This window comes from Streptomyces sp. Edi2 (assembly GCF_040253635.1).
GTDB lineage: Bacteria > Actinomycetota > Actinomycetes > Streptomycetales > Streptomycetaceae > Streptomyces.
This window is the reverse complement of sequence record NZ_JBEJGX010000003.1, coordinates 7,087,064-7,109,808: the sequence shown is the minus strand read 5'-3', so window position 1 is coordinate 7,109,808 and position 22,745 is coordinate 7,087,064. Positions and strand designations below refer to the sequence as shown.

The following is a 22,745-nucleotide window of genomic DNA, read 5'->3' as shown; positions in this document are numbered from 1 at the left end:
ACGAGCAGGCAACCGCGCCGTCCCGGTCGGTCACCGCACCGCCCCGACCGGTTGCCGCACCGTCACCCGCCCTCGCCCCGCCGTCCCCCGGCCGCTCGTCGGCCCCCTTCTCGCGAGTCCGCCATGATCCGTAAGACACGCCCTAGGGGGCATACGCCATGGAGCTACGGTCCTCGGCCCACACCGACACCTTCGCGCGCGACCGGCTGCCGCCCCACGACCAGTGGCCGCACCTCACCGACCTGGGCTATCCCGACCGGCTGAACTGCGGCGCCGAGCTGCTGGACGGCACCATCGCGCGGCTCGGCGCCGAGCGGCCCGCGGTCCGTGACGCGAGCGGGCCGGTCTGGACGTACGGGCAGCTGCGTGCGCAGGTCGACGCGATCGCCCATGCACTCACCGGCCGGCTGGGGGTGCTGCCGGGCAACCGCGTCCTGCTGCGCGGGCCCACCACACCCTGGCTGGCGGCCTGCTGGCTCGCCGTGATGAAGGCGGGGGCGGTCGCGGTGACCGTGCTGGCCGCGCAGCGTCCGAAGGAGCTGGCCACGATCGCGGGGATCGCGCAGGTGCGCCATGCGCTGTGCGATGTCCGCTCGGTCGACGACCTGGTCAAGGCCGAGATCCCGGGGCTGCGGATCACCACGTTCGGCGGGGACGGGCCGGACGATCTGCGGCAGCTGGCCCGGCCGGGCGGCGCGCCGTACAGGGCCGTGGAGACCTCCGCCGACGATGTGGCGCTGATCGCCTTCACCTCCGGCACCACCGGCCGCCCCAAGGGCTGTATGCACTTCCACCGCGATGTGCTCGCCATCGCGGACACCTTCTCGGCGCAGGTACTGCGTCCGGAACCGGACGACGTGTTCGCCGGCAGCCCGCCGCTCGGCTTCACCTTCGGTCTGGGCGGGCTGGTGATCTTCCCGCTGCGGGCCGGCGCCTCGGCGTTTCTCGCCGACTGGGGCGGACCGGAGCGTCTGCTCGGCGATATCGCGGCGCACCGTATCTCGGTGCTGTTCACCGCGCCGACCGCCTACCGCGCCATGCTGCCCAAGCTCTCCGGGCACGACGTCTCCTCGCTGCGCCGGTGCGTATCGGCCGGTGAGAACCTGCCCGCCGCGACCTGGCAGGCCTGGCACGAGGCGACCGGTCTGCGGATCATCAACGGCATCGGCGCCACGGAGCTGCTGCACATCTTCCTCTCGGCCGCCGACGGCGCGGCCCGCCCGGGGACGACGGGAGTGCCGGTCCCCGGCTTCCGGGCGCGGGTGGTGGGCGCGGACGGCACACCGCTGCCGGACGGCGAACCGGGGCTGCTCGCCGTACAGGGGCCCACCGGCTGCCGCTATCTCGCGGACACCCGGCAGACCGACTACGTACGGGACGGCTGGAACCTCACCGGCGACACCTATGTCCGCGAACCGGACGGCTACTTCCGCTATGTGGCCCGCGCGGACGACATGATCATTTCGGCCGGCTACAACATCGCGGGCCCCGAGGTGGAGGACGCGCTGCTGCGGCACCCCGATGTGACCGAGGCGGCGGTGGTGGGACGGGCCGACGAGGACCGCGGGCAGGTGGTCGTCGCCCATGTCGTGCTGCGCCCCGGCGTCTCCCCGGGAGAGGACACCGTCGCCGCGCTCCGCGCCTTCACCAAGACCCGCATCGCGCCCTACAAATGCCCGCGCGAGATCGTCTTCCACACCTCTCTGCCGCGCACCCAGACCGGCAAGCTCCAGCGCTTCCGGTTGCGGGACCCCCTTTAGAGTGACCCGGTGAACGACCAGCAAACACAGCGCACCCCACGGTCCCTGATCGTCACGTTCTACGGCGCCTACGGACGCGGCGGCGCCGGGTCGGCGGGCGGTACGGCCGCTCCGGTGCCGGTCGCCGCCCTGATCCGGCTCCTCGGCGCGCTCGGCGTGGATCCGCCGTCGGTGCGCTCCGCGGTCTCCCGGCTCAAGCGGCGCGGGTTGCTGGTCCCCGCGCGCACGGCCACCGGGGCGGCCGCGTACGGGCTGTCCGACGCGGCCCGCCAGCTGCTGGAGGACGGCGACCGGCGGATCTTCGGCCGCCCGGCCGCCCAGCTCTCCGACGGCTGGGTGCTGGCCGTCTTCTCCATCCCCGAGGAGGAGCGCCACAAGCGGCATCTGCTGCGCTCGCGGCTGTCGCGGCTCGGTTTCGGCACCGCGGCACCGGGTGTGTGGATCGCCCCCGCCCAGCTCTACGAGGAGACCCGGCACACCCTGGAGCGGCTGCAGCTGTCCCCGTACGTCGACCTGTTCACCGGCGAGCACGCCGGTTTCGCCCCCACGGCCGACGCGGTGGCCCGCTGGTGGGACCTGGACGCCCTCGCCGCGCGGCACCGCGCCTTCCTCGACGAGCAGGAACCCGTCCTCCGGCGGTGGTCGCGGCGCCGCTCGGTGCCCCCCGAAGCGGCCTACCGCGACTATCTGCTGGCGCTGGACGCCTGGCGTCAGTTGCCCTACGCGGATCCCGGACTGCCCTCTCCCCTCCTGCCGGAGGACTGGCCGGGGGGCCGCGCGGCGGAAGTCTTCAGCCGGCTGCACGCCGCACTGCAGACCGCCGGGGCCCGTTACGCGCACGAGGTGACGACCGGGGCCTAGCGTTCTCGCTCCGCCACCCGCCGCCTCAGCGGCGGCGCTGCTGGGCCCCCACCCCGACGGCCGGCCGTGGCCGGGCAGCAGCGATCACGGAGACCACGTCCTTGAACGAGCCGCACATCCGGGTGCCGGCGACCGCGGCGAGCTCGCCGAACGTGCCGACCCCGTAGGTCACCGCCACCGGCTCCATCCGCGCGGTGACCGCCATCCTCATATCCCCCACGGTGTCCCCCACATACGCGCTCTGCCAGGCCGCGACACCGAGCCGGCCGGCCGCCCGCAGCACCATCTCCGGATGCGGTTTGCCACGCCGGACCATGTCCTGGCCGATGACCGGGCCGACCAGATCGCGGATGCCCATGACGTCGAGGAGCGCCTCGGCACTGCGGGTGGTCTTGGACGTGGCGACGGCCAGCTCCACGCCGTGGGCGCGCAGCGCGGACAGCCCCGCGGTCACACCGGGGAAGAGCAGCTGCGGTCCCTGGCACAGCACTTCATAGGCGAACAGTTCGCGGTAGCGGGAGATGGCCGCCTGCACCCGGCCGTCGTCCTCGGGCTTGCCCAGCAGCCGGCCGAAGGCGGGGCCGGGCGGTTTGCCGATGGCGGCGGCCGCCTGCCGCGCGGTCACCGAACACCCTTGTTCCGAGGCCACCTTGACCAGCAGCTTGCTGATCGGGGGCAGGGTGTTGGCGAGGGTGCCGTCCAGGTCGAAGACGGCGGCCCTGATCGTCTCGCCGCCGGCGCCCCGTGCACCTCTCACGGGACGTTCGACTTCCGTTGCTACGCGCATGGCTGGAGACCTTTCCGGATTCCGATGGGGGTGCAGGGGCTCGGGTGACGTTGCTGGCTCGGCTGGTGGGGCGGCCTGCGGTCGAGGACCGGTGAAGGCAGAGGCGGTCTCGCCATGGCGCACCGCTGTCCAACGGCGGTACGCGACCGTCAAGGCGGCTGCAACGGAAGGGACCTTCCCGCTTACCGCCTTCGGAGATTTAAAAACCGTCTGCGCTGTTTGTCAATGGACCCCCGCTGCCCCTGACGGGTCGACAACACCCTGACCGGGGGCCAGACTGGGGGGCGTGGCGCCGAAATGGCCGCCGGGTCTCCGACCGAGCGGGCGATCGCCGACTTCGCGTCAGGGCCCGCCAGTTCTGGCCAATCACCCGAAGCATACAGAACCGCATGGTTGGTTTTCTATGTAGACTGCATTGAGCTCGCAGCCGTACTAGAGACGGGACGGACACCGTGCCCACCCAGCATCGCGCCATCCAGAGCCGCCAGGCACTCATCCGCTCGGCCGCAGAGACCTTCCTGGAGAAGGGGGTACCCGCCGCGGGCATGGTCGAGATCAGCCGGCGGGCCCGGCTGAGCAAAGGAGCGCTCTACTTCCACTTCACCTCGAAGGACGACCTCACGCTCGCGGTGCGGGACGCGGCGCTCGCGACCCTCCAGGAGATCGAGGACGACTTCACCCGCTCCCCGGAACCACTCGCCGTCGCCGTAAAGGACTTCACCGTCGAGCTGTTCGGGCGGGTGGAGTCGGACGCCGTGCTGCGCGCCGGGCTGCGACTGCGTCCGGAGACCGCGCCGGGGCTCGGCATCTACGCCCTGGAGCAGCGCTGGTACGCGCTCTTCCTCGACAAGGCGGTGACCTGCGGGACCGGCGGGCCGGTCGGACCGCATGCGTCGGACACCGAACCGCGGCGCACCGCCCAGCTGTTGACCTCACTCGTGGTGGGCCTGCTCCACCTGGGCAGCGAGGACCGGACGTGGTGGGCGCGCGAGGCCGTGGTCGGCCTGTGGGCGCTGCTGCCGGCCGCGCCCGGACAGGTGCCCGCCGTCGGCATCCCGGCACCGACACAGATCAGCGCGGCCGGCTGACCCGGACCGGCCGCCCGGCCCGCCCCGGCCCTCGCCCCCCGGCCTCACAACTCGACCAGCACGGCCCCGATATGACGCCCTTGCGTGAGCTCGCACAGCGCCTGCGGCGCCTGCTCGATCCCCTTCAGCAGGGCATGCGGGAAGACCAACGAGCCCTCCCGCAGGCCCTGGCCGAACTCCTTGGTCCACTCCTGCGGCAGATCCGGATGCGCGTGCAGGCCGAAGCCGCGCAGCAGCACCCGCCGCGTGATGATCAGCCCCGCGTCCAGCTCCACCGGGGCGCCGCCGCCGACGCCCCCGTCAAGCTGGCTGGAGAGCGCCCCGACCAGCGCGAACCGCGCATCGGGGCGCGCCATGGCGAGCGCCGCCGTGAGCTGTTCGCCGCCCACGGTGTCCAGCAGCACATCGATGCCGCCCGGCGCGGCCCGGCGCAGCTGGCGTTCGATCGGCGCGGCGCCGCGCACGATCGTGTCGTCGTACCCCAGCTCGGCGCGCAGCCGGGCCGCCTTGCGCTCCGATCCGGTGCTGCCGACGACCCGTCCCGCGCCCAGCCGCCGCGCCAGCTGCCCGGCCAGACTGCCCACACCGCCCGCCGCCCCGGTGACGAAGACGGTGTCCCCCGGCCGCACCTCCGCGGCACGGCGCAGCGCTCCCCAGGCCGTCGCGCCCTGCGACAGATGCGCGGCGAGGGTCGGCAGCTCGTCCGCCGCCAGCCGCCGGACGCGCGACTCCTCGACTGCCGCGAACTCCCGCCAGCCGTACGGATGATGGACCAGTTCGCCGGGCGTGAAGCCGCCGTCCGGAGCCGCCACCACCTCACCGACCGCGGAGCCCCACAGCGCCTCACCCGGCACAAATGAGGCCATGGGCAGCCGCATTCCGGCCATCTGCGTCGCCATCGCCGCGGTCACCGCCATCAGACGGGTACGCACCAGCACCTGCCCCGGCGCGGGCTCGGGCACCGGGACCTCGGTGAGGGTGAAGTGACCTGTGGTCAGTTCGCCGTCGGGCCGGTCGGCGAGCCGGACCTCGCGGTGCACGGCGGGTATGGCGGGGACGACGGTGGGGGGCATCGGACAGCTCCTCGCGCTCGTAGTACTCAACGGCATCGCAGCGGTTCGCGACGCCGGACCGCACCCTTCGGACTTCCCACTCGTTCCGCGCAATTCAATACCGCATGGTTGGCTTCTTTATGATGCGGAAATAGACTGCGCGGCCACGGGCAGCGGGTCGCACTCAGGCACAACAACTCCAAGAGAGCATACGGAGGATGATCGGTGGTCAAGCAGGAACGCGCAGTGCGCACCCGGCGTGCCGTCCTCGAAGCAGCGGCTCATGTCATCGGCAGCCGCGGGTACCAGGCCGCCACGATGGCCGAGATCATCCAGCGCGCCGGGGTCACCAAGGGAGCGGTGTACTTCCACTTCACGTCCAAGGACGCACTGGCCCGCGCGGTGATATCGGAGCAGACCGATCCGTTCCTTCCGCAAGTCAGCGAGTCCCGGCTGCAGGACGCCATCGACTTCACCCATCAGGTGGCGCTGGCCCTGCGCAGTGACCCCTTGCTGCAGGCCGGCACCCGTATCGCGGTCGAGACGACGTTCAGCGAGGACCCGCTCGTGCCGTACCAGGCCTGGACCGACATCATCACCACGATGTTCACCGAGGCCCGGGACAACGGCGAGCTGCTGCCGGGTGTGGCACCGGACCGGGCGGCCGAGTTCTTCGTCTCGGCGTACATGGGGGTGCAGTTGTTCTCGCGGGCCGCGTCCAACCGCGCAGACCTCCCGGAGCGCGTCACGGCCCTGTGGAAGCACACGCTGCCGGGCCTCGCGTCGCCGGGCGCACTGGGCCACCTGGACCCGCACGGGCGCAGCGTGAAGATCTCGGCCTGACACCCCTGCCCCGTCTCACCGGCGGAGCAGGGCTCGTCCAGGCCCGTAAAACAAACCACATGGTCCGTATCTTATGGTCGGGCTGTCAGCACCGAGGCTCGGCGCATCAGGGCGTTGAGAGCCGTACGCAGAAAGGAAGAAGACCTATGGCCGGCGCCACGCTCACGCCGAACTTGCGCGATCAGCCCCACGACCTCGGAGGCCGGCTCGCCGACGGAACCCGACCGTCCGGCCTCACCATGACCGTGCCGCGCGAGTACGTCCACCGCACCGCCATATCCGAGGTCTTTCTCACCAACTGGCGGCGTGGCGAGGAGGGCTGGGTGGTCAGCGCCCAGTGGCCGCGCGCCCACACCTTCTACGGTCCGGTCCACGGGCTGCACGACCCGCTGCTGCTGATAGAGACCATCCGGCAGGCCGCAATATTACTGAGCCATGTCGCGCACCGGCTGCCGCTGGACCACCCGATCATCTGGCAGCGGGTCCGCTACGACCTCGCTCCGCAGGCGCTGCGCACCACGGACCAGCCGGCCGAGGTCACGCTGCACATCACCGACCGTGACATGGTTCACCGCAGCACCCGGCTGGTCAGCGCCCACCAGGAGTTCCGGATCGTGTGCGACGGCGCCGAGCTGGCCTCCGCGACGCTCGTCTACTCCTGTCACAGCCCGGCCGTCTACCGCCGGCTGCGCGGCGAATACAGCGATCTGGCCCTCGCCAACTCCCGCAGGCTGCCGCTGCCGGAGGCGGTCGCCCCGCAGCTGGTCGCCAGGGAACGCGACCGCGATGTGGTGCTCTCCCCCACCGACCGCCCCGACCGCTGGCAGCTGCGGGTGGACACCGCGCACCCGGTGCTCTTCGACCACCCCGTGGACCACGCGCCCGGCATGCTGATGGTCGAGGCCGCCCGGCAGGCCGCGCAGGCGGCAACGCCCGGCTTCACCGTGCCCGCCTCATTGGACTGCGGCTTCGAGCGCTACGCCGAACTCGATGCGCCCTCCTGGGTGGAGGCGCGCACCACGGGCCGCACCGACGGCGACCGGCGGCAGGTCGAGGTCACCGTCGAACAGCACGGCAAGCGGGTGATCTCGGCACGGGTCGCCTGCGTACCGACGTCCTGACCCGCCCGCACCGGCCCGCCGGCCCCGGCCCCGGCCACCCTGACCGGCCCTCCGCACCGGCCCGCCGACTGCCGGGCCGCGGCCACAGAACGGCCCCGCCCCGCTGCCCGTGCCTCCCCATCACTGCAGCGTGAGGCGGGGCTTCGGCGCATCGGTACGTCCGGTTGGCGGGGTGCGGCTGCCCGCCTGGTAGGGCAGTGGCCAGGGAGCGCCAGGACCTGCGTACCCCTGGTCCGCGGCGGCGTGCAGCGTCCAGTGCGGGTCGTACAGATGCGGCCGGGCCAGAGCGCACAGGTCCGCGCGACCCGCCAGCACCAGGGAGTTGACGTCGTCCCAGGAGGAGATCGCGCCGACCGCGATGACCGGCACACCGAGGGTGTTGCGGATCCGGTCGGCGAACGGGGTCTGGTACGAGCGGCCGAAGTCGGGGCGCTCGTCGGGGACGACCTGTCCGGTGGACACATCGATGGCATCGGCGCCGTGCCCGGCGAAGGCCCGCGCGATCGCCACCGCGTCGTCCCCGCTGGTGCCGCCGTCCGCCCAGTCGGTCGCGGAGATACGGACCGTCATCGGGCGGCCGGCCGGCCAGACGGCGCGCACCGCGTCGAAGACCTCCAGCGGGAAACGCAGCCGGCCGGTGAGGTCGCCGCCATAGGCGTCCGTGCGGTGATTGGTCAGCGGGGAGAGGAAGCCGGAGAGCAGGTAGCCATGGGCGCAGTGGAGTTCGAGAAGGTCGAAGCCCGCACGGGCGGCCGACTCCGCGGAGCGGACGAACTGATCGCGGACGGTGTGCAGTTCGGCCACGGACAACGCATGCGGGATCTGGTTGACGCCGGCACGGTAGGGCAGTGCGGAGGGCGCCACGACGGGCCAGTTGCCGTCCCGGAGCGGCTGGTCGATGCCCTCCCACATCAGCCGGGTCGAGCCCTTGCGGCCTGAGTGGCCGAGCTGGACGCCGATGGCGGTGCCGGGCGCCGAGGCATGGACGAAGTCGGTGACCCGGCGCCAGGCCGTCTCGTGTTCCGGCGCATACAGCCCCGTACAGCCCGGTGTGATCCGGCCCTCGGGGCTGACACACACCATCTCCGTCATCACCAGCCCGGCGCCGCCCAGCGCCCGGGCTCCGAGGTGGACGAGGTGGAAGTCGCCGGGGGTGCCATCGCCGTCCGCGGCGGAGTACATGTCCATCGGGGAGACCACGACCCGGTTGCGCAGCGTCAGCTCCCCCAGCCGGAACGGCGTGAACATCGGGGGCGTGGCGGACGGGGTGCCCGCCTCGCGCTCGACGGCGGCGACGAAACCGGGGTCGCGCAGCCGCAGGTTGTCGTGGGTGACCCGGCGGCTGCGGGTGAGGAGGTTGAAGGCGAACTGATGGGGCGGCTGGTCCAGGTAGGTGGCCAGTTCCTCGAACCAGGCGAGGCTGGCGCGGGCGGCGCGCTGGGTGGAGGCGACGACCGGGCGGCGCTCCTCCTCGTACGCGGCCAGGGCGCGGGCGGTGTCGGGCTGCTCCTGGAGGCAGGCGGCCAGCGCGAGGGCGTCCTCGACGGCGAGCTTGGTGCCGGAGCCGATGGAGAAGTGCGCGGTGTGCGCGGCGTCGCCGAGCAGCACCGTGTTGCCGTGCGACCAGCGGTCGTTGACGACCGTACGGAAGGCGATCCAGCTGGAGTTGTTGGAGCGCAGCGAGCGGCCGCGCAGCGCGTCGGTGAAGACCTTGGCGCACCACTCCGCCGACTCGCGCTCGTCACAGCGGTCGAGTCCGGCCGCCCGCCAGACCTCCTCGCGCATCTCGACGATGACCGTGCTGGCCCCGGGGGTGCCTTCCGCCGTCCCGGAGGGCAACGCCCCTGAGTGCTGCGGGGCGGGGTGCTCTGGGGCGGGGTGCTGCGGGGCGGGCGAGGGGCCGGCGAAGGGGTAGGCGTGGAGCTGTACGACGCCGTGCTCGGTCTCGGCGATCTCGAAGCGGAAGGCGTCGAAGGCGAAGTCGGCGGCGAGCCAGATGTAGCGGCAGCGGTGGGTGGTCAGTTGCAGGCGAAAGGCGTCGGCATGGGCGGTGCGGGTCGCGCTGTGCACCCCGTCCGCAGCGATTACCAGGTCATGCGTGCGCGCCAGCTCGGCGGCGGGCGGGGCCTCGGTGCAAAAACGCAGGTCGACGCCGAGGTCGCGGCAGCGCCGGTGGAGCACGGCCAGCAGCCGGCGCCGTCCCAGCGCGGCGAAGCCGTGCCCGCCGGAGGTCAGGGTGCGGCCGCGGTGCACGATGTCGATGTCGTCCCAGCGGACGAACTCCGCCTGGAGGGCGCGGTAGACCTCCGGGTCGGCGTGCTCGATACCGCCCAGGGTCTCGTCGGAGAGCACCACGCCGAAGCCGAAGGTGTCGTCCGGCGCGTTGCGCTCCCAGACGGTGATCTCGCGGGTGGGGTCGAGGCGCTTGAGAAGGACCGCGGCGTACAGCCCGCCCGGTCCCCCGCCGATGACGGCGACCCGCATGGCTATTTCCCCTGCCACTTGGGCGTCCGCTTCTCCGTGAAAGCGGCGTGGAATTCCGCGTAGTCGGCGCTGTTCATCAGCAGCGCCTGGGTGGCGGCGTCCATCTCGACGGCGGCGGCCAGCGGCATGTCGAGTTCCGCGGTGAGCAGCGCCTTGGTCTGGGCGTGAGCCAGCGCGGGTCCCTCGGCGAGCCGTCGGGCCAGCGCCGCGGCCGCCTCGTCGGCCCGGCCCTCGTCGGCCAGCTCACTGATCAGGCCGAGCCGTTCGGCCTCCGGGGCCCGGACGGCGTCGCCGAGCATCAGCAGCCGGGTGGCATGGCCGAGGCCGATCACCCGGGGCAGCAGATAAGCCGCACCCATGTCACCGCCGGAGAGGCCGACCTTGGTGAAGAGGAAGGCGAAACGGGCCGACGGGTCGGCGACGCGGAAGTCCGCGGCCAGCGCGAGCACCGCGCCCGCCCCGGCCGCGACCCCGTGCACCGCCGCGATCACCGGGAACGGGCACTCCCGCACCGCCCGTACGACCTGACCGGTCATCCGGTTGAAGTCCAGGAGCTGCGCGGTGTCCATGTCCAGGGTGGCGCCGATGATCTCCTCGACGTCGCCGCCGGAGCAGAAGCCGCGCCCCTCCCCCGCGAGCACCAGGGCACGTACGGAACGCTCCCTGGACAGCTCGGCGAGCAGATCACGGAGGTCGGCGTAGGCCTCGAAGGTGAGTGCGTTGAGCTTGTCCGGGCGCGCCAGCGTGACGGTGGCGATCCCGTCCTTCCTGGTCACGCGGATGTGCTGCCAGGCGTCTGTACTGCGGGCTGATCCTGCGAACGGGCTCATCGGGCTGCCTGCCCCCTTTGGCCGACCGGCCGGGTGGATGGTGTTCCGGATGCCTTATGCCTTGTCGAAGTTATCACCGGTTGGTGACCGTCGTCACGAGGACGCGATAGTGGCGCGGCGTGAGGAGGTCATCGGGGCATCGGGGCATCGGGCATCGGGCATCGCGCATCGGGTTCCACGGCGGCATCGCGTCATGGCTTCACGACGGCATCGCGCGGTGGCGTCGCCACCGGCCGAAGGTCCCGGCCGCCGTATGACTTAGGTCGTGCCCTTCCCGGTCACTCGCCCCTGCTCCGGCCGCCCTGCGCTTCCTACCGTGGACGTGTCATCTGGCCTCAGGTATCCGGCCCGGCCTTTTGCGAACGGAACGGACAGCCCATGCTGGAACCGCCCGCCCCCTCGACCTGGCGCATCACGCTGCCGCGCAGCGCGACGGCCGTCCCCATTGCCCGTGCGATGGTCAGAACCGCCATGCAGGACCTCCGGGCCACGGCCGACCGCACCACCGCACAGCTGCTGACCGCCGAACTCGTCGCCAATGCCCTGAAGCACACCTGCGATACGGACCCCATCGAGCTGGTGGTGGAGCTGCGGTCGGCCGGCTGCCGGATCGAGGTGCACGACAGCGATCCCCTCCTCGTCCGGGGGCTCGGCGGCCCGCTGCCCCTGCCGGCCCTGAACGCTCCGGTCACGGTGGGGACGCCGACGGGCCCGGCGCCGTTCTGTGCGGCGGACGGGCCCGGCAGGGCGGACGGGCATCGTACGGCGGACGGCCCTCGCGCAGCGGACGGGCATCCCACCGGTGAGGGCCACTTCCCGGTACAGCGCACGGAGTACGGCGGGCAGGCCGGGCACCACGACGAGACGGACAGCGCCGAGACGGACGGCAGCGGGCCTGTCGGCGCCGAGACGGACAGCACCGAGCCTGTTGGCGCCAACGCGGCCGGGCACCACGAGGAAGGTCATGCGGAGGGCCACGACGAGGCGGATGACGCCGATGGAGCCGACGGAGCCGACGGAGCCGACGACGCCGACGACGCCGACGACGCCGACAGCAACGGCAAGGGCAAGGGCAACGTTGCTGTAGATGGGGACGCGAAAGCGGTTGCAGAAGGGGATTCGGATGCGGAGGCGCAAGCAGAGGCGGATGCGGGTGAAGGCCACGACCGCGGCCGTGGGCTGCTGCTGATCCGGTTCCTCAGCTCCGCCTCCGGCTGCCGCCCCACGCCCCGCGGCAAGGCCGTCTGGTTCACCCTTCCCGAGCTGCGGCGCTCACGGCGCAGCTGACACCGACCCCGCCCGTAGCCCGGCCCTACCGGCCGAGCGTCGCGACCAGCACCGCCTTGATCGTGTGCAGCCGGTTCTCCGCCTCGTCGAAGACGACGGAGTGCGCGGACTCGAAGACCTCGTCGGTGACCTCCAGCGACGACAGTCCGTGCCGGGCGTGGATCTCCCGGCCCACCGCGGTGCCGAGGTCGTGGTACGCGGGCAGACAGTGCAGGAACTTCACCTCCGGCTTGCCGGTCGCACGCAGCACGTCCATCGTGACCGCGTACGGCGCGAGCAGCGCGATCCGCTCGTCCCACACCTCCTTCGGCTCGCCCATGGAGACCCAGACGTCGGTCGTCACGAAGTCCGCGCCGTTCACGCCCTCCGCGACGTCCTCGGTGAGCGTGATGCGGGCGCCACTGGTCTCGGCGAGTCCCTGTGCGCCGGCGATCACCGTCGCGTCGGGCCAGAGCTGCCGGGGCGCGACGATCCGTACGTCCATGCCGAGCAGGGCCCCGGTGACGAGGTAGGAGTTGCCCATGTTGTTGCGGGCGTCGCCGAGGTAGGCGAAGGCGGTCTCGGACAGGGGGCGGCCCCCGCCGTGCTCGACCATGGTCAGCACATCGGCGAGCATCTGGGTCGGGTGCCAGTCGTCGGTCAGCCCGTTGAAGACCGGGACCCCGGCGTGGGCCGCCAGCTCCTCGACGTCGGAGTGGTGGCTCCCGCGGAACTCGATACCGTCGAACATCCGGCCGAGAACCCGGGCGGTGTCCTTCACCGACTCCTTGTGCCCGATCTGCGAGCCGGACGGGTCCAGGTAGGTGGTCGAGGCGCCCTGGTCCGCGGCCGCGACCTCGAAGGCACAGCGGGTCCGGGTGGAGGTCTTCTCGAAGATCAGGGCGATGTTCCGGCCCTGGAGACGAGGGACCTCGGTACCGGCGCGCTTGGCCGCTTTCAGCTCGGCCGCCAGGTCGATCAGTCGGCAGAATTCCTCGGCACTGAAGTCCAGCTCCTTGAGGAAGTGGCGGCCGGTGAGGTCTATCGCCATGGGTGGGCTCCTGGTTCGCGGCAGTAGGAACGGACTCAGACCCTGGAATTGTATACGATCCCCCGCATCCCTATACGGAGCCATCGGCCCGTGGACGGGATACCGGGTCACACTCCCCGGACGGATCCGGGGTCATACCTTGCCGGACGGATCGGGGGTCACGCTCAGGCTGCCCCCGGCACCGCATCCCTCGCCACCGGACAGCTCATACAGCGCGGCCCTCCGCGTCCGCGCCCCAGCTCGCTCCCGGGAATCGTGATCACCTCGATGCCGCGCTTGCGGAGAAAGGTGTTCGTGGTGACATTGCGCTCGTACGCCACCACCACGCCCGGCTCCACCGCCAGCACATTGCAGCCGTCGTCCCACTGCTCACGCTCCGCCGAGTGCACATCCTGGGTCGCGGTCAGCACCCGGATGTCGGACAAGCCCAGCGCGGCCGCTATGGCGCGGTGCATATGCTCCGGCGGATGATCGGTGACCTTGAGGTCCTGGTCGCCCGAGCCCGGCTCGATGGTGTACGAGCGGAGCATCCCCAGCCCCTCGTACTGGGTGAAGGTATCCCCGTCGATCATGGTCATGACGGTGTCGAGATGCATGAAGGCCCGGCGCTTGGGCATGTCGAGCGCCACGATCGTGCGGGCGGACCCCGCCGCGAACAGCCCCCGCGCCAGCAGCTCCACGGCCTGCGGAGTGGTGCGTTCACTCATCCCGATCAGCACCGCGCCACTGCCCATCACCAGGACGTCGCCGCCCTCGATGGTCGAGGGGAAGTCCGCCTGCCCCTCCGACCAGACATGGAAGTCCTGGTCGCGGAAGAGCGGGTGGTGGCGGTAGATCGCCTCGTAGTGCACGGTCTCGCGCTGCCGGGCCGGCCAGCGCATCGAGTTGATCGAGACCCCGTCGTAGATCCAGGCCGAGGTATCGCGGGTGAAGAGGTGGTTGGGCAGCGGGCCCAGCAGGAAGTCGTCGAGATCCATCACATGGAAGCGGACCGAGGTCGGCTCGGCATGCCGCTCCAGGAACTCACGCTTGGTCATGCCGCCGACCAGCGCTCCCACCAGCTCCGGTACCGGCAGCTCCTCGAAGGCCGCCCGCAGATGCCCCGTGGCCAGCGGCCCGTACTCCTTCTCGTCGAAGACCCGGTCGAGGACCAGCTTCCGCGCCACGGGAATCTGCAGGCTCTCGGCGAGCAGATCCCCGAAGAGGTGCACCTCCACCCCCCGGTCGCGCAGCACATCGGCGAACCCGTCGTGCTCGGCCCGCGCCCGGCGCACCCACAGCACGTCGTCGAAGAGCAAGGCGTCCTTGTTCGAGGGCGTGAGCCGCTTCAGTTCCAGATCGGGACGGTGCAGGATGACCCGGCGCAGCCGCCCGGCCTCGGAGTCGACTTGGAATCCCATCCACCCATCTTGGCCGCTCGGACGGCTCGGCGGAGGGAGTCGGCGGATGTCGGGTCGCCCGGGGCGGGCGGCGTGGCGGGCCGGGGGCGCCCCTCCCTCATTGCCCGTACGCCGCTTCGGCCCGTCTACAACCGTGGGTCCACCGGCTCCGACTCCAGCGCGAGCACCGCGAAGACCGCCTCGTGCACCCGCCACAGCGGTTCGCCGTCCGCCACCGGTCCAGCGTCTCCAGGCCCAGTGCGTACTCGCGCAGGGCCGGCGAACGCTTGTGGCCCAGATGACGGATGCGCAGGCGCGCGAGGTTCTCCGGGCGGGTGCACTCCGGCCCGTAGATGATCCGCAGGTATGCGCGGCCACGGCACTTGACGCCCGGCTGGACAAGTCGTCCGTCGCCCTGCCGTAGCAGCGCCTGAACCGGCTTGACCACCATGCCTTCGCCCCCGTCGGCGGTCAGCCGCAGCCACCAGTCGGTGCCGGCCGCGACCGACGATTCGTCGTCGGTGTCGACGATGATCCGCCGGGTCGCGGCGAGCAGGCCCGGCCGCTGCGGGGAGCCGTCGGCCGCGCCGTCGGCCGCCGCGCCGTCGCCCCGGGCCGTCACCACCGCCTCCGCCGCGATGAGCCGGTCGATCAGCGCCGGCTGCTCGGTGTGTGCCAGTCCGGCGAGGCTGCGGCCCCGCGCCGCGAGTATCTGGAACGGCGCGAGCCGGACACCGTCCGGCGCGCCGAGCCCGGCGTCCCGGTCCGACGCGTCGGCGGCGCCCTCCGGGTCCACCGGTTCCACCCCGACGCGCCAGCAATAGCGCCGGTACGCCTGGGTGAAGGCGGCAGCGTCCACGGCCCGGTCCCGCTGCCGGTCGAGCAGCGCGGACACCTCGATCCCCCGGGCGGCCGCCGCCTCCAGAGCACCGAGCACGCCGGGGAACACCGCTCCGGATGCCGCGCCCACGGCCGCGTACTGCTTGCGCAGCAGACCGGTCGCCTTCAGCGACCACGGCATCAACTCGGCGTCCAGCAGCAGCCAGTCGGTCTCCAGCTCCGCCCACAGGCCGGCCTCTTCCACACAGCCCTGACCCGCCGCAGGATGCGTCCGGTCGTCTCCGGGTCGTCGAAGAACGGCCGGCCGGTGCGGGTGTACAGGGCGCCCGGCACCCCGCGGCGGGTACCTCCCGTGCCGTTGGGCCCATGGGGGAATGCCGCGGCCACCGTCGCGGCACGGCACACCAGGACCACGGCACGGGAGCCCATGTGCTTCTCCTCGCACACCACTTCCCGCACCCCGTCCGCGCGGTACCCGGCGAATGCCTCCGCGGGGTGCTCCAGGTAGCCGTCCTCCGCCGAGGTCGCACACGGCGCCATGGTCGGCGGGAGGTACGGCAGCAGCCGCGGGTCGATCGCGAAGCGGCTCATCACCTCCAGCGCGGCCGCGGCGTTCTCCTCCTTGACCGCGAGCCGGCCCATGTACCGGGTCTCCACGATCCGCCGCCCCGCCACATCGTTCAGGTCGAGCGGACGGCCGTCCGCCGGCGATGTCCTCGCACACCGGGCAGGACCGGCCGCTGGACCAGAGCACGCCGGTCTCGCAGTCCAGGTGCCCGCAGCCCCAGCGCGGCAGCGCCACCCCGAGCAGCCACCGGACCGGGTCACGGATCTCCGACGGTGAGGTCCCGGCGAACCGGGCGGCCAGCCGGTGCTGCAGGCGCTCAGCGTCCAGCCCGCCCGTCGGCTGACGGCCGACCTCCCGGGCGATCTTCCGTCCCAGGAAGGGGTTGTTCACCCGCTTCAGCAGCCAGTGCACCGGCTCCAGCACCACATAGATCTGCACAACGCATGGCGACCGCACTGCCCCGACTCACCCCTGCTGGGCGCCGGGCAGCAGTTCTACCCGGATACCTTGGCCGTCCTGGATGACGTAGGTGGAACCGGTCCGGGCGTTCCAGCCGAGGGGCAGCAGGTAGTACCGGCCGTTGCGTTCGATGAGCCGGCGCAGCCCGGTGTAGCGGTAGCGATAGTGCGCCGCGGATCCCAGGTCCTCCACTGTCAGCCCCGGACCTGCCAGGCTGAGCCGGTCGGTGCTCAGGAGCACGACGGCGGTGCGGCGCGGGAGGTTCGCGGCGGCCTCGCGGGCCTCGCCCTCCGCGAGTTGGCCGGTGGCAAGGCTGAGCGCCCACATCACCAGGACGCCGGCCGCGAAGACGGGTACCGCCTTGCTCCACACTCCGGGCGGTGGGGCCGGATGGGGAGCTTGCCCACGTTGTCCGAGCAGGACTCCGATCCCCAGCAGCGCAGGGCCGGACCACCCACACGGCTGGATGTACGGCCACAGGAGCAGAAGCGCGATGCCGGCCCCCACAACGTACAGGTGTGCCCGTGCCGCGGCCTGCATGCCGCTGTCCATCGCGTGCATCACCCTGCCCTGGCCAAGAACCGGTTCTCCGGTGGAGAGATGACGTGCGATCAGGACTGCGGCGGTCAGGACAATCGCAGCGGGTGCGGTCAGGAGATTCAGGCTCTGCATCGCCAGCTCTGCGAAGCCGAAGCCGAGACTGAAGGCGTCCAGGCGGAAGTAGTGGTAGTAGGCCGTCATATAGACCGCACCCAGGAAGTACATGACCGCCACAAGGAAGGAGGCCTGCGCCGTCACGGTCCCGAGCAGTCCGGCGGCCGTACGCTCCTTCGGCCCCGGCCCCGGCCCCGGCCCCGGCCCCGGCTCTGGCTCTGGCTCTGGTGGCGCGGATGCCGGTGCCCGTACTCGCGCCGGTCGGCCGTGCCGGGCGGCTGTGGGGGACCGACGGGTGGGAGCGCTCCGTCCCCCGGCCGGACCGCCGCTCCCCGGCCCCCTCACGACACCTGCCCCTGGGCCTCCCCCAGCGCCTTCCTCTTCCTCCTCCGCCCGTGATCGTGAACTCGTCCCCGACTGCCGCTGGTTGCTCCGGCGGGACAACGACGTCTCCTTCTCCTCGTCGGTCCGAGACTCACGTGCCGGACGGTGACGGGCAGGTTTCCTCCGGCGAAGGGTCAGGGGCGGGCGAGTCCGAAGGGGTAGCCGACCTGGTCACGTCGGGCGAGTCGCCCGGCGAGGGCGATTCCCCGGAGGGCGGGCAGGTCCCGTCGCCCTGCCCGCCCCCGCCGTCTGCGGTGCCACCGCCCACATCGCTGCCGCCCCCGTCACCACCGCCGCTCGGGTCCACACCACCGCCGGCCGGTGGCACACCCTGGTCGACGGGTGGTGACATCACCGGCGGAACAGGGTCACCCCCGTAGCTGGGCGCCTCTCCGGTCGGAGCGCCCTGTCCCCCACCGGCCTCCGCCCCGCCGGCCGCAGACCCGCCCCCGTCCTGACGCTCCGAAGCCGTCCCCCCGCGACCCGAGGACGAAGGCTTCGCCGTTCCGGGATCGGCGGGGGCCCCCGTACGGACACCCGGTGCCGAGTGTCCGCCGTCGGCGGCCCCGTCCGGCACTCCACCGCTGCCGTGCGCACACCCCGCCGTCGCGATCAGCACCACGGCGAGCGCAGCAGCACGGCGTGGGCCCTTGATCCGGTGTTCCATCCAGCCTCCTCCCCACATGCTCTGCCGTCCGGGGCCGACACCCGCCAGCCCCGCATCCACCGTCGTAGTGAGCGAGTTCGGGCGCCCTGGACACGTCCATACCCACACAGGGCACATGGTGAGTCACGCTCAGCAAGCCGTGCGTGGTTCCGGGCGCCATGGGCCGGGCGGAGCGCTACCCCTCGCCCCTGCCCCGGGAGTCGCCTGCTCGACCGATACCTGACCGACCGCGCATGCCGAATGGCCTCGGAATGCGCCCAGAGGAGCACCGGGCCAAACTTCGCCCGGCGCCCTCGGTCCAGGCACGCCAGGCGCGGACCGGGCCGCAGGGCCGGGCTGCGATCCGGAGACGTCATCACCGGCCTGCAGCCGAATGGAGTTGGCCAGGGCTCAGCTGTCTTGCTTTCCCTGGTAGGGCCACCCGAGGATCACCGTCCCGAGCGGGAAGTGTCTCGCAGTGGCCTGTGCTGTGCACCCTGGTCAGCCGGCACATCCGCGAGGTGTGGGAAGCGGCATTCCCTGCGCAAGCCGGCGGGACGCCCGCAGGTGCGTGACTTCAGCGCACTCCACGCCGGCTCCTGGCGATGATCAGTTGCCGTTCGGCGTTTTACCGAGAAGCGCGGTCAGCAGCTCGACGATCTGCGCCTGATTGCGGTCGACCTTCGCTTCAACGGTGTCGAAGCGGGGGTTGAGCCTGGTGAAGTCGTTCCGGAGTTCACCGCGCAGCGCCGCCTGGTCCTCATTGACGGCCGCGAGGGGAGAGAAGGGCCCCTTCGTCGACATGGTGATCAGTTTTCGTTCGGGTCCCTGCTGACCAGGGCAGTCAGCAGCTCGACGAGCTTGGCATGATTTCGGTCGATCTTGACGTTGAGGATCATGGAGTTCAGGCCGCGCATCTCTTCGACGAGCTGGTCCACCTTCTCGTCCAGCCCGCTCACCTTCTGCTCCGGGTTCCCCACCTGGACCCGCGCCGCGGTGAGATCCGCCTTCACGGCGGTCACGTCCAGGCGCAGCCGGGAAAAGCGCACCGGATGTCGCCACGACCGCCGAGCAGGGTCAGCTGCTGTGAACCTGCCGGGCCCGATGGCCGCGGCGCGCGGATACGCTACGCGATCCTTGCGCGCGTTTCTGCGGTAGGCCCGACGGGTGACCGCTCGTTCGCCGCCCGCCGCTACCGCTGCGCTGCCGAGAGGTCGGCACGGGTCTTCAGCAGGGGCGGCGGCCGCCACGCCCGGCAAGGGCGTCAACTTGGGCGGCGAGGCCGGGATGGGCATCCTCCAGGTACGGGCGGGTGGCGCCGAGGGGACCGACCAGGGCGGCAGGATCATCTTGGGCGAGGGCTTCGTCGAGCCGCCCGACCGGGGCACGGGAGGCCGCCGGAAGGTCGGTGAGGGCAGTGATCTGTCCGGCGAGCCGGCGGAGCCCGGCGGCATTGTCGCGGGCCCAGGAGGTGTGGGCGCGGTGGGCTGCACGGCGTTCGCGGGTGGCTTGTACACGCTGTTCGCCGGTGGTTCCGGCGGGCCCGGGACGGTTGCGCAGGTAGCGGCGTTCGGCGGCCTGGCGGCTGGCGACGCCGAGGGGGTGGGCGAGGTCGGCCCAGCTGGCTCCTGCGTGGCGGGCGGTTTCGATCAGGCCGGACTCCCATCCGGAGAGCTCCTCGCGGATCTGCCGCAGCAGCAGAAGGGAGGCCAGGGCCTGTTCCGGGCCGCCGGCCGGGGCGCCGCGGGCGCCTGGGGTCTCGTTTTGGGCGGCGCGCAGTTCGCCGTTGATGGCTTCCAGGGCCGCCGCGGCGGCGACAAACGATGCCGGACTCTGGGCGTCGCCAGGGGAAGAGGCCGGCTGGTCGGCTTCTGCCATGGGTACCTCCTTCAGCAGTGTCACCCTTTGGACGACACCGCGCTTGTCATCCATTGGATGACGATGGTACAACGGTTCCAGTGAAGCGCATTGGCAGGTACTGCCCGAACCTTCTGGAGGTGTTTCGCGATGTTGATGCGCACCGACCCCTTCCGCGAGCTCGACCGTCTCGCTCAGCAGCTGACCAGCTCCGGCACCTGGACGCGGCCGTCCGCGATGGCGATGGACGCCTACCGCGAAGGTGACGAGTTCGTGGTGGCTTTCGATCTCCCCGGCGTGACTGCGGAGGCGATCGACATCGACGTGGAGCGGAACATGCTGACGGTCAAGGCCGAACGCCGCCCCTCGGTGAAGGCCGACGATGTGCAGATGGAGCTGTCGGAGCGGCCGCTGGGGGTCTTCTCCCGTCAGATCGTGCTGGCCGACACGCTGGACACCGAGCGCATCGCGGCCGACTACGACGCCGGTGTGCTCACCCTGCGTATTCCGATCGCCGAGCGCGCCAAGCCCCGCAAGATCGTCGTCGGCGGGGATGCCTCCCGCAAGCAGATCTCCGGCTGAGGCCTCGGCAGCCGGCGCTTATGCGGCGGAGGACGGGTACTTACCCCCTCGCTCGTCCTCCGCACTGGACGAATGAAGGGTGGCGACCGATATGACCTTGCGATGGGAAGCGTTCCTCGACCATGTGCGGGAACGCGGCGAGTACGGGAGCCGCCAAGAGGCGGAACGAGCAGCCCGCGTGGTGCTCGCTCTGCTCGGCGCGCACCTGGTTGGCGAGGTGCGCGCCCGGCTGGCGGCGCGTCTGCCGGAAGCCTTCGCCCTGGTCCTGCTCAACCCGCTGCAGAGCGCCGAACCACTCTCGCCGGAGCGTTTCGTGCGGGCAACGGCGGCCTGGATCGAGGGGGCCACCGAAACGACAGCGGCCTGGGATGTCAGCGCCGTCCTCAGCACGGTGGCCGACGCAGCCGGCGATGTCCTGCTGGAGCAGGTCCTCCTCCAGCTCCCCGCGGGATACGACCTCCTCTTCGGCCGTCCCCAGCCCACCTGACCACCACCCGCCGGTGCCCGCGCACCGGCATCACGACCTCGGATACAGAAAGGCAACCACCGCAGTGATGTCCGACCTGCGTGCACCTCTCCAGCACTCGCCGGTGATGACGTTCGAGCAGATGCTGGAAAAGGTCCGGTACGAAGGGGTCTACCCCACCCGGGAACGAGCCGAGGAAGTCGTCCGCGTGGTCCTTTCGGGGCTCGGGCGCCAGCTGACGGGCGACGAACGTGTCGAGCTGGCCGCCCGCCTGCCCTTCGAGGCCGCCTCCATCCTCACCGCCCAGATTCCCGACACCCAGCCTCTGACCGGCTGGGCCTTCGTCAAAGACCTCGCCGCCCGCTCCGGCGCGACCTTGGCCACGACCCGCTGGGACACCGGCTCCGTCCTGACCACGGTCGCCTCCCTGGCCGGACCCGATCTCCTCACCCGCATCCTGCGCCATCTCCCCAGCGGCTACGCGCTCTTGTTCGGCCGCGCCGAACTCATCCAGGCCGCCTGAAACACCACAGACACCAGCCACATCCACGTACTGGCCCCCGGCGCCTGCACGGCCTGTGCGGAAGTGAAAGTAAGTAGGATCCGGCTCCGCGTTCAACAGTCGCATTCCGCGCGGGCCGGAGCTTCGGAGGCCCCAGCCCCGGCCAGGAGGACCAGGAGCGTCCCCTCTTGACCTGGCGGGCCTGTCCTCCTCCCGATACGGCGCAAGCCCGGCTGGAGGGTGCCAGTCGGGCTCGCGGCCTTGGAGAGCGCGTCACGCGCGGCGGCCGGTCAGTGGTGTCCGTGGGCGGAGCTTGATGCGCCGCCGAACAGCCGGGCCACGGCCCGGAAAGGCAGGGTAACGACGGTGGCGATGGCCCCGCCGATCGACCGAAGAACGTCTGCGATTGCCGACAACACGGTGGACCTCCATCTTCTCCGGCGCGAATCGCCGGGTCTGTCTTGAAACGCTGCGCGGGCGTCATTGGACGGGTGCCCGGGGGCCTGCCGAGGAAACGTTCGCCCAGCTCACGCCGCCTCACGTGCCTCCACGGAACTGTTCGGTGGTGATGGCGCTGATGCCGTCGGGCTGTGACATCTGGTAGGCGGCGTTGTTGACGAGGATGTCGATCCTGCCGAACTCCGTCACCGCGCGTTCCACAAGACGCTCGCACTGCACTTCCTCGCGGACGTCGCAGGGCACCGCCATCGGCGTACGCCCGGCTTCCTCGATGTGACGGGAGGTCTCACCGGCTTCCTTGTCCTCTTCCGGGAGGTAGGTGAACAGGACGTCCGCGCCCTCACGTGCGAAGGCCAGGCAGACGGCCCGCCCGATACCGGAGTCCCCGCCGGTCGCCACGGCCTTGCGCCCTTCCAGAAGGCCGCTGCCCCGGTAGGAGTCCTCCCCGTGGTCGGGGGGAGGCCCCTGGGCCCGGTCCAGCCCGGGTGAGCCTGGTCCTGCTGCTCGAACTCCGGCGGAGGATAAGCGTCGCGGCCCTCCGGGAGGGCGTCGGCCCGGATCAGCGGCCGACGGCCTTGCGCAGTGCCGCAGGAATCCGAAAGCGCTCTCGGGCTGGAATGGGCAGGTGAGCGGTCCCGGGCTTCACGAAAAGCACCGGCCATCTGGGCAAACCGCTCAGCCCGGCTCAGGCCCGTGCGGCAGATCAATCTTCCTCTGGGGGATACAGCAGGATGGTGCTGAGCTTGCCGAGGATGTAGTCGCCCGAGTCTGTGTTGTCGCCGTTGACGCTGAGCGGATGGATGAGA

Annotated in this window: 19 protein-coding genes and 3 pseudogenes; 9 read left to right on the top strand and 13 right to left on the bottom strand. The window is 71.5% G+C overall.

Features of this window, described 5'->3' with window-relative positions; all coding sequences use genetic code 11:
• Window positions 1–158 precede the first annotated feature (158 nt).
• The gene (locus tag ABR737_RS34660; protein WP_350254946.1) at window positions 159–1,760 is read left to right on the top strand and encodes an AMP-binding protein; all 1,602 of its coding nucleotides are present in this window, start codon (window positions 159–161) and stop codon (window positions 1,758–1,760) included.
• 9 nt (window positions 1,761–1,769) lie between these two features.
• Window positions 1,770–2,621 (top strand): PaaX family transcriptional regulator, encoded by an 852-nt coding sequence (locus tag ABR737_RS34655; protein WP_350254944.1) that lies wholly within the window; start codon window positions 1,770–1,772, stop codon window positions 2,619–2,621.
• A gap of 25 nt (window positions 2,622–2,646) precedes the next feature.
• On the opposite strand, the gene ABR737_RS34650 is transcribed toward ABR737_RS34655, so the two are convergent.
• Window positions 2,647–3,378 (bottom strand): HAD family hydrolase, encoded by a 732-nt coding sequence (locus ABR737_RS34650; protein ID WP_350254943.1) that lies wholly within the window; start codon window positions 3,376–3,378, stop codon window positions 2,647–2,649.
• 482 nt (window positions 3,379–3,860) lie between these two features.
• Between ABR737_RS34650 and ABR737_RS34645 the strand changes: the two genes are divergently transcribed.
• The gene (locus tag ABR737_RS34645) at window positions 3,861–4,496 is read left to right on the top strand and encodes a TetR family transcriptional regulator (protein WP_350254942.1); all 636 of its coding nucleotides are present in this window, start codon (window positions 3,861–3,863) and stop codon (window positions 4,494–4,496) included.
• Between the two features lie 44 nt (window positions 4,497–4,540).
• Here the strand turns inward: ABR737_RS34645 and ABR737_RS34640 are convergent, their stop codons facing one another.
• Window positions 4,541–5,569, bottom strand: coding sequence for an MDR family NADP-dependent oxidoreductase (locus ABR737_RS34640; protein ID WP_350254941.1), 1,029 nt, complete (start codon window positions 5,567–5,569; stop codon window positions 4,541–4,543).
• A 204-nt stretch (window positions 5,570–5,773) separates the two neighbouring features.
• Between ABR737_RS34640 and ABR737_RS34635 the strand changes: the two genes are divergently transcribed.
• Window positions 5,774–6,391: a ScbR family autoregulator-binding transcription factor gene (locus ABR737_RS34635; RefSeq protein ID WP_350254940.1), complete on the top strand. Its 618-nt coding sequence runs from the start codon at window positions 5,774–5,776 to the stop codon at window positions 6,389–6,391.
• Between the two features lie 146 nt (window positions 6,392–6,537).
• Complete coding sequence (locus ABR737_RS34630) at window positions 6,538–7,512, top strand: ScbA/BarX family gamma-butyrolactone biosynthesis protein (RefSeq protein WP_350254938.1); 975 nt, start codon at window positions 6,538–6,540, stop codon at window positions 7,510–7,512.
• A 120-nt stretch (window positions 7,513–7,632) separates the two neighbouring features.
• Here the strand turns inward: ABR737_RS34630 and ABR737_RS34625 are convergent, their stop codons facing one another.
• Both ABR737_RS34625 and ABR737_RS34620 read right to left on the bottom strand, forming a co-directional pair.
• Window positions 7,633–9,996: an oxidoreductase gene (locus ABR737_RS34625; protein WP_350257041.1), complete on the bottom strand. Its 2,364-nt coding sequence runs from the start codon at window positions 9,994–9,996 to the stop codon at window positions 7,633–7,635.
• A 2-nt stretch (window positions 9,997–9,998) separates the two neighbouring features.
• Complete coding sequence (locus tag ABR737_RS34620; protein WP_350254937.1) at window positions 9,999–10,826, bottom strand: enoyl-CoA hydratase family protein; 828 nt, start codon at window positions 10,824–10,826, stop codon at window positions 9,999–10,001.
• 1,170 nt (window positions 10,827–11,996) lie between these two features.
• Here ABR737_RS34620 and ABR737_RS34610 point away from each other — a divergent pair.
• Window positions 11,997–12,113: pseudogene (locus tag ABR737_RS34610) on the top strand (ATP-binding protein); the annotation flags it as partial.
• Between the two features lie 25 nt (window positions 12,114–12,138).
• On the opposite strand, the gene argF reads toward ABR737_RS34610, so the two are convergent.
• From argF to ABR737_RS34575, 7 genes and pseudogenes are all read right to left on the bottom strand, one after another.
• On the bottom strand, window positions 12,139–13,143 hold the full coding sequence (gene argF, locus ABR737_RS34605) for an ornithine carbamoyltransferase (RefSeq protein ID WP_350254935.1): 1,005 nt from the start codon (window positions 13,141–13,143) through the stop codon (window positions 12,139–12,141).
• A gap of 164 nt (window positions 13,144–13,307) precedes the next feature.
• Window positions 13,308–14,543, bottom strand: coding sequence for an arginine deiminase (locus tag ABR737_RS34600; protein WP_350254934.1), 1,236 nt, complete (start codon window positions 14,541–14,543; stop codon window positions 13,308–13,310).
• 125 nt (window positions 14,544–14,668) lie between these two features.
• Window positions 14,669–16,064 (bottom strand): annotated as a pseudogene (locus tag ABR737_RS34595) (polynucleotide kinase-phosphatase); the annotation flags it as partial.
• A 331-nt stretch (window positions 16,065–16,395) separates the two neighbouring features.
• The gene (locus tag ABR737_RS34590; RefSeq protein ID WP_350254933.1) at window positions 16,396–17,187 is read right to left on the bottom strand and encodes a hypothetical protein; all 792 of its coding nucleotides are present in this window, start codon (window positions 17,185–17,187) and stop codon (window positions 16,396–16,398) included.
• Window positions 17,188–18,682: 1,495 nt separating this feature from the next.
• The gene (locus ABR737_RS34585) at window positions 18,683–18,877 is read right to left on the bottom strand and encodes a hypothetical protein (RefSeq protein WP_350254931.1); all 195 of its coding nucleotides are present in this window, start codon (window positions 18,875–18,877) and stop codon (window positions 18,683–18,685) included.
• A gap of 5 nt (window positions 18,878–18,882) precedes the next feature.
• Window positions 18,883–19,122, bottom strand: coding sequence for a hypothetical protein (locus ABR737_RS34580; RefSeq protein WP_350254929.1), 240 nt, complete (start codon window positions 19,120–19,122; stop codon window positions 18,883–18,885).
• A gap of 178 nt (window positions 19,123–19,300) precedes the next feature.
• On the bottom strand, window positions 19,301–19,951 hold the full coding sequence (locus ABR737_RS34575) for a type III effector protein (protein WP_350254927.1): 651 nt from the start codon (window positions 19,949–19,951) through the stop codon (window positions 19,301–19,303).
• 129 nt (window positions 19,952–20,080) lie between these two features.
• Here ABR737_RS34575 and ABR737_RS34570 point away from each other — a divergent pair, with 129 nt between their 5' ends.
• From ABR737_RS34570 to ABR737_RS34560, 3 genes are all read left to right on the top strand, one after another.
• A complete protein-coding gene (locus ABR737_RS34570; protein ID WP_350254926.1) occupies window positions 20,081–20,512 on the top strand; it encodes an Hsp20/alpha crystallin family protein in 432 nt (143 codons plus the stop codon).
• Window positions 20,513–20,603: 91 nt separating this feature from the next.
• Window positions 20,604–20,999, top strand: coding sequence for a DUF2267 domain-containing protein (locus ABR737_RS34565; protein ID WP_350254924.1), 396 nt, complete (start codon window positions 20,604–20,606; stop codon window positions 20,997–20,999).
• A 67-nt stretch (window positions 21,000–21,066) separates the two neighbouring features.
• Window positions 21,067–21,501 (top strand): DUF2267 domain-containing protein, encoded by a 435-nt coding sequence (locus ABR737_RS34560; RefSeq protein WP_502964427.1) that lies wholly within the window; start codon window positions 21,067–21,069, stop codon window positions 21,499–21,501.
• Between the two features lie 269 nt (window positions 21,502–21,770).
• On the opposite strand, the gene ABR737_RS34555 is transcribed toward ABR737_RS34560, so the two are convergent.
• Window positions 21,771–21,899 (bottom strand): LPFR motif small protein, encoded by a 129-nt coding sequence (locus ABR737_RS34555; RefSeq protein WP_350254921.1) that lies wholly within the window; start codon window positions 21,897–21,899, stop codon window positions 21,771–21,773.
• Between the two features lie 133 nt (window positions 21,900–22,032).
• Window positions 22,033–22,499 (bottom strand): annotated as a pseudogene (locus ABR737_RS34550) (SDR family NAD(P)-dependent oxidoreductase); the annotation flags it as partial.
• Window positions 22,500–22,745 lie beyond the last annotated feature (246 nt).

Coding starts and splice junctions, on each gene's coding strand:
- ABR737_RS34625 (WP_350257041.1), bottom strand. CDS start 9,996: ATGCGGGTCGCCGTCATCGGCGGGGGACCGGGCGGGCTGTACGCCGCG.
- ABR737_RS34585 (WP_350254931.1), bottom strand. CDS start 18,877: ATGTCGACGAAGGGGCCCTTCTCTCCCCTCGCGGCCGTCAATGAGGAC.
- ABR737_RS34570 (WP_350254926.1), top strand. CDS start 20,081: ATGTTGATGCGCACCGACCCCTTCCGCGAGCTCGACCGTCTCGCTCAG.
- ABR737_RS34565 (WP_350254924.1), top strand. CDS start 20,604: ATGACCTTGCGATGGGAAGCGTTCCTCGACCATGTGCGGGAACGCGGC.
- ABR737_RS34660 (WP_350254946.1), top strand. CDS start 159: ATGGAGCTACGGTCCTCGGCCCACACCGACACCTTCGCGCGCGACCGG.
- ABR737_RS34640 (WP_350254941.1), bottom strand. CDS start 5,569: ATGCCCCCCACCGTCGTCCCCGCCATACCCGCCGTGCACCGCGAGGTC.
- ABR737_RS34620 (WP_350254937.1), bottom strand. CDS start 10,826: ATGAGCCCGTTCGCAGGATCAGCCCGCAGTACAGACGCCTGGCAGCAC.
- ABR737_RS34600 (WP_350254934.1), bottom strand. CDS start 14,543: ATGGGATTCCAAGTCGACTCCGAGGCCGGGCGGCTGCGCCGGGTCATC.
- argF (WP_350254935.1), bottom strand. CDS start 13,143: ATGGCGATAGACCTCACCGGCCGCCACTTCCTCAAGGAGCTGGACTTC.
- ABR737_RS34630 (WP_350254938.1), top strand. CDS start 6,538: ATGGCCGGCGCCACGCTCACGCCGAACTTGCGCGATCAGCCCCACGAC.
- ABR737_RS34560 (WP_502964427.1), top strand. CDS start 21,067: ATGTCCGACCTGCGTGCACCTCTCCAGCACTCGCCGGTGATGACGTTC.
- ABR737_RS34575 (WP_350254927.1), bottom strand. CDS start 19,951: ATGGCAGAAGCCGACCAGCCGGCCTCTTCCCCTGGCGACGCCCAGAGT.